5 protein-coding genes are annotated in these 5,530 nt (G+C 30.2%); all 5 read right to left on the bottom strand.

The window, feature by feature from the left end; all coding sequences use genetic code 11:
* Positions 1–109 precede the first annotated feature (109 nt).
* Positions 110–1,414: a thymidine phosphorylase gene (locus tag Q0370_RS00135; protein WP_299570440.1), complete on the bottom strand. Its 1,305-nt coding sequence runs from the start codon at positions 1,412–1,414 to the stop codon at positions 110–112.
* A gap of 198 nt (positions 1,415–1,612) precedes the next feature.
* Positions 1,613–2,653 (bottom strand): BMP family ABC transporter substrate-binding protein, encoded by a 1,041-nt coding sequence (locus Q0370_RS00130; protein WP_299570438.1) that lies wholly within the window; start codon positions 2,651–2,653, stop codon positions 1,613–1,615.
* A gap of 189 nt (positions 2,654–2,842) precedes the next feature.
* A complete protein-coding gene (locus Q0370_RS00125; RefSeq protein ID WP_299570436.1) occupies positions 2,843–4,057 on the bottom strand; it encodes a saccharopine dehydrogenase family protein in 1,215 nt (404 codons plus the stop codon).
* A gap of 211 nt (positions 4,058–4,268) precedes the next feature.
* A complete protein-coding gene (locus Q0370_RS00120; protein ID WP_299570433.1) occupies positions 4,269–4,901 on the bottom strand; it encodes a DUF421 domain-containing protein in 633 nt (210 codons plus the stop codon).
* A 55-nt stretch (positions 4,902–4,956) separates the two neighbouring features.
* Positions 4,957–5,400, bottom strand: a complete 444-nt coding sequence (locus Q0370_RS00115) for a DUF3290 family protein (RefSeq protein WP_299570431.1) — start codon at positions 5,398–5,400, stop codon at positions 4,957–4,959.
* Between the last annotated feature and the right edge of the window lie 130 nt (positions 5,401–5,530).

Below are 5,530 nucleotides of genomic sequence, written 5' to 3'. Positions count from 1 at the left end.
TATATCATTTATTATGTTTTTTGTCTATTACAAAAAAGTGCTTTTGACAGAACAAAAAAATTAAAAATTTAATCTTAAAAATTCTATCAAATGCACTTAAACTTTAATATTATTCTATTATTTCAAAAATTGCCTTTGGCTCTTCAACTTTTTCTGATGTTATTACAAATGCATCTATAACTATATTTTTAGATTCGTTCACATTTTTATCATCATTATAGTAAATTTCAGCAATTTTTTCATTTTTTCCTATTTTTTCCCCAACTTTTCTAAAGATATTTATTCCAACTGCATGGTCAACTTCATCTTCTTTTTTAGCACGGCCTGCACCAATAATCATTGCTGCTTTTCCAATTTCTTCTGTTTTTATTTTTTTTATATATCCTTCATTTTCAGAAAAAATTTCCATTACATAGCTGGCTTTTGGAAGTAGTCCATAGTCATTTACAAGGTCTTTGTTTCCACCACTTTCCCCAATAAATTCTGCTAATATCTTTAATGCTGTTCCGTTTTTTATTACTTCATCAATTTTCTCTTTTGCCTCACTTAATTCTGATATTTCACCTTTTTCTTTCAAGGCAAGTCCTGCAATCGTATAAACAACTTCTTTTACGTCAGCAGCACCATTTCCCTTTAAAAATTCAATCGCTTCTATAATTTCATTTGCATTTCCGATTGCATGCCCAAGTGGTTCATCCATATTGCTAAGTACAACCTTGACTTTTCTTCCAGCACCTTTTCCAATTTCAATCATTCTTTCAGCCAATTTTTTAGCTTGCCTCAAATCTTTCATAAAGGCTCCATCCCCAACTTTTACATCAAGAATTATAACATCTGAATAAATTGCTAATTTCTTACTCATAATACTGCTTGCAATTAACGGAATACTTGGAACAGTTGCAGTCACATCACGTAAAGAATACAGCTTCTTGTCAAGCGGAACTATCTTGTCGCTGTATCCCATCAGCCCAACTCCGGTTTTATTAGCAATTTTTACAAGTTCCTCTTTTGTCGTTGAAAACTTGAATCCTTTAATTGACTCAAACTTATCAATTGTTCCTCCAGTATGCCCAAGTCCTTTTCCAGATAACTTCACATTTCCCATGCCAAGTGCTGATAAAATAGGGGAAAGTATTACTGTAACCTTATCTCCAACACCTCCTGTACTATGCTTGTCCACAAGAAATCTATCTATCTCATCAAATTTTATCACATCTCCAGAATCCCTCATTACCATTGTAAATTTCAACAGTTCTTCCTGTGTCATATCATTAAAGTAAACTCCCATAAGAAATGCTGACATCTGATAATCAGGAATATTCCCAGCCAAGTATTCATTTAATAAAAACTCTATCTCTGTATCAGATAGTTTAAGGTTGTCACGTTTTTTTTCAATTATATCAACTGCTCTCATAAAATCATCTCCTAAATATTTCTTAAACTATGACTTGGAAACCGAAGTATTCCAAATCATAAATTATTAGTTCAATAAAAAATTGTAAATATAAAAAATTAAAGAAAAGATAAAAAGGTTGTAAAAGAATGATATTTAATTTATCAATTCTCAAACAACCATTTTTATAAATTTTTGCACTTTGAAAAATATTTATAATTACAATGTAGATTTCACTTGAATTTTACCATCTTTAATATCTTGTTTAATTTGTTCAAGACGTTTGATGTTTTCTTCTCCAATTTTATCTTTTGTAAATTCAAAGTTAGTTGTTCCTACTCCATTTTCCTTGATTCCAAAAACTTGTAATTTTGCTTCAAATTTTCCATCTATAGTAGATTTTACAACATCAAATACTGCGTTATCAACATATTTCATCATAGATGTCAAAATTATTCCTGGATACAAATTATCTTGGTTAGAATCCACACCAATTCCATAAACATTTTTTTCTTTAACTGCTTGGAATACTCCTAGTCCACTTGCTCCAGCAGCATGATAAATAACATCTGCACCTTGTTGAATTAATGTTTCAGTTTTAGCTTTTGCTGATGCTTGATCGTTAAATGAGTTAGTTCCACCAATGTATACAGGTAAAACTTTGATATCTGGTTTTACATATTTCGCACCTTGTGTGTATCCTGCATAGAATCTCTTAATTAATTCAGATTCGTTTGCACCCACAAATCCAATACTTCCTGTTTTGTCCATCATTCCAGCCAATGCTCCTACTAAGAATGATCCTTCTTGTTCTTTAAACAAAATAGAAGCAACATTTGGCAATCCATTTACAGTTTCATCAATTATTGCAAATTTTTGATCAGGGAAAGCCTGAGCTACAGCAACTAATGAATCTTTCATGCTGTATCCAACTGCTATAATCAAGTCAAATTCTCCAGATTCTGCAAATTGTGTTAAAGCATTTTTTGCTTCTGTTGACGGGTCTTTTGGCTCATATTCTTTAAAAGTGATTCCTAGTTCTTTTTGTGCTTTTTCTAATCCTCTAAAAGTTGCATCATTAAATGATTTGTCACCTTTACCTCCAGTAGAATACACTACTGCAACCGCTTTTTTAGAATTTGTCGCATCTGCAGATGTTTTACCATCTTTTACCTGCTCTCCTGTAGCTGGCTTATTTCCACAAGCTACGACTAACATTAATGCAAAAATTACACTAAAAATTGTAACAATTTTTTTCATTTTCTCCTCCTATAAAATTTTATATTTTTTTCATACTTAATTATACCCTATTTTTTTAAATTTTAAAATACTATCTTCACAAATTTTTTAAAAATTTTTATAAAAAAAAATCAAATTGCTAAAAAATGTAAGATCTAACATCTTTCAGCAGTCTGATTTTCAAAAATTTATTTTACTGTAATATTTTTTTTAATCAACCAATGTCGGTTTAAAATCTTCAAGCCAAGGTAGTCCAAATTTATTTAATGCTTCCATAAATGGATCTGGATTCATTTCTTCTACATTAAACACTCCTGGCTTTTTCCATTCACCAGTAAGTACCATTGCAGCCCCTATCATTGCAGGCACTCCTGTTGTGTAAGAAATAGCTTGTGAGCTAACTTCTTTGTAACATTCCTCATGATCGCAAACATTGTATACATAATACGTTTTTTCTACACCATCTTTTTTACCTCTAAAAATATTTCCGATGTTTGTCTTACCTTTTGTTCTAGGCCCAAGCGAAGCTGGATCAGGCAGTACTGCTGTTAAAAATTGCAATGGAACAATTTTCTTTCCTTCAAATTCTATTGGCTCAATTGAAGTCATTCCGACATTTTCAAGTACTTTTAAATGAGTCAGGTAACTTTGCCCAAAAGTCATAAAGAATCTAATTCTTTTAATTCCTTTAATATTTACTGCAAGCGATTCTAATTCTTCGTGGTGTAATAAGTACATATCTTTTTCACCAATTTGAGGGAAATTGTACACTCTTTTGATTTCCATTGGCTCTGTTTCCACCCATTTTCCATCTTCCCAGTAGCTTCCGTTAGCTGTAACTTCTCTAATATTAATTTCTGGATTAAAGTTTGTTGCAAACGGGTAACCGTGATCCCCAGCATTTGCATCAAGAATGTCAATGTAATTTATTTCATCAAAATAATGCTTTTGTGCATACGCCGAAAATACCCCAGTAACACCTGGATCAAATCCACTTCCTAAAATAGCGGTAATCCCAGCCTTTTCAAATTTTTCCTTATACGCCCATTGCCATTTATACTCAAATTTGGCTGTGTCCAAAGGCTCATAATTTGCTGTATCCAAATAATCAGTCTTAGTTTCAAGACAAGCATCCATAATTGTCAAATCTTGATATGGTAAAGCCACATTTATCACAATATCAGGCTTATATTCTTTAATCAATGCCACTAACTCAGATACGTTATTTGCATCCACCTTTGCAGTCTGAATTTCAATTCTTCCAGCATATTTACTTTTTTCAATTCTTTCCTTGATTTCATCGCATTTTGCCTTTGTACGGCTAGCTATCATAATTGAACTAAATACTTCTGAATTTTGTGCACATTTGTGACACACTACATTTGACACTCCTCCAGCTCCGATTACTAATGCTTTTTTTCCCATTAATTTTCCTCCTCAATATAAATTTATTCTTCTAAATATTATTTCAAAATTTTTCTAACCAGTTATTTCCAATAATATCACTCTATTTTTCTTTGTTCATATTATACTGTAAAATTTTTATTCTGTAAATTGTTTTTTTTACTTTTTTATTCTGTATACAAAAAATACTCAGGCAATATCACACTACTGTCTGAGTATTTTTATTTAAAAATTATTTTCTCACAATAAAAAGCTTATCATCGCCGTCATATTCAACTAAGAAAATGTCATTAATATCAGAAACATTATACTTTGCAAGTTCTTCCTGAAGCCATTTTTCATCTTTTCCAATATGTTCAAGATTTTCTTGTAGAATTTTTCCTTCTGAAACTAGTAAACTTGAATAATTTTCATCGTTTTTCTGTATAACAATTAATTGTCCGTTTGATTCCATAAATGCATCTTCAATCTCTGATATTTGAAAAATCCCTTTTGTTCTTAATTTTGTATAGAAATCAGGAATAGAAAGAGTTGCCTGAGCAAAATTTTCCGTTATCATTTTTCCGCCTTTTATTAAGTATACAATTTGTCCGTCTATCATTTTTTTTACATTTTTGTTTGAATTTTTTAGAAAATCTATTGTTGTCATTAACAGTCCCCATATTAACAGTACTATTAAAAACTGAACTATTGTTATGCTCGGATTGTAAATTACACCACCAATAATTCCCCCAAGAACATAGTTTCCTATCTGATCTTCTGTTGAAGTCGGTGCCAGCTGGCTTCGTCCGTTTAAATTCATAAATACTACTAAAGCAATAAATCCGATTGTAAGTTTTATCGCTACAGGAATTATAAAATCCAAATTACATCATCTCACTTTCTTTATTATCTTTCCTTTTAAAAAATAAGAAATTTCGCTATTCTTTAAATGTTTTAATTTCATCTACGTAAGGAACTGTCATTTGTTCAACTAAAATATTATTGTCTACCCAATGAATCTGATAAAACTTATCCCTTATTTTATAAACTGTATGTTCTGTTATTTCAGGAGTATTTATAAAAATCTCATTTTCTCCAACTTTAAATTTTTCAGCTAATTTTTTGATAACGCTTGCTGAATTTTTATAAACTTTTTCTCGATTATTATTAGCTCTGTAATTTTCAAAATGATATAATCCAAATAAAAAAATAATCATTAAACCAAGCATACTAAGCTGCTTATCTCTCAAAGAAATGCTTCCTTTAAACCATTTCCAGAATGCAAATAATACAAATGCAATTACAAAAATAATTATAACAAGAAAAAACTTGTCAATTACAATCTTTTTATTTTCCAAATAAATAAAATTATAAAATTCCATACTTTTTGCACTTTCTCCTTCCTGCGTAATTAAGATTACTCTGATTATATCATCTTTTTATTTAGAAGTGAATATTTTTAAAAATTTAACTTGGAACATTACCAGTATTTTTGCTCATAAAAATATCTTA

This window comes from uncultured Leptotrichia sp. (genome assembly GCF_938036635.1).
GTDB classification, from domain to species: domain Bacteria; phylum Fusobacteriota; class Fusobacteriia; order Fusobacteriales; family Leptotrichiaceae; genus Leptotrichia; species Leptotrichia hongkongensis.
Note: the sequence above shows the minus strand (reverse complement) of the source record. Positions and strands in the feature narration are given on the sequence as shown.

Excerpts from the sequence above, each read along its gene's own strand:
- Q0370_RS00135 (WP_299570440.1), bottom strand. The coding sequence starts at position 1,414 with ATGAGAGCAGTTGATATAATTGAAAAAAAACGTGACAACCTTAAACTA.
- Q0370_RS00130 (WP_299570438.1), bottom strand. The coding sequence starts at position 2,653 with ATGAAAAAAATTGTTACAATTTTTAGTGTAATTTTTGCATTAATGTTA.
- Q0370_RS00125 (WP_299570436.1), bottom strand. The coding sequence starts at position 4,057 with ATGGGAAAAAAAGCATTAGTAATCGGAGCTGGAGGAGTGTCAAATGTA.
- Q0370_RS00115 (WP_299570431.1), bottom strand. The coding sequence starts at position 5,400 with ATGGAATTTTATAATTTTATTTATTTGGAAAATAAAAAGATTGTAATT.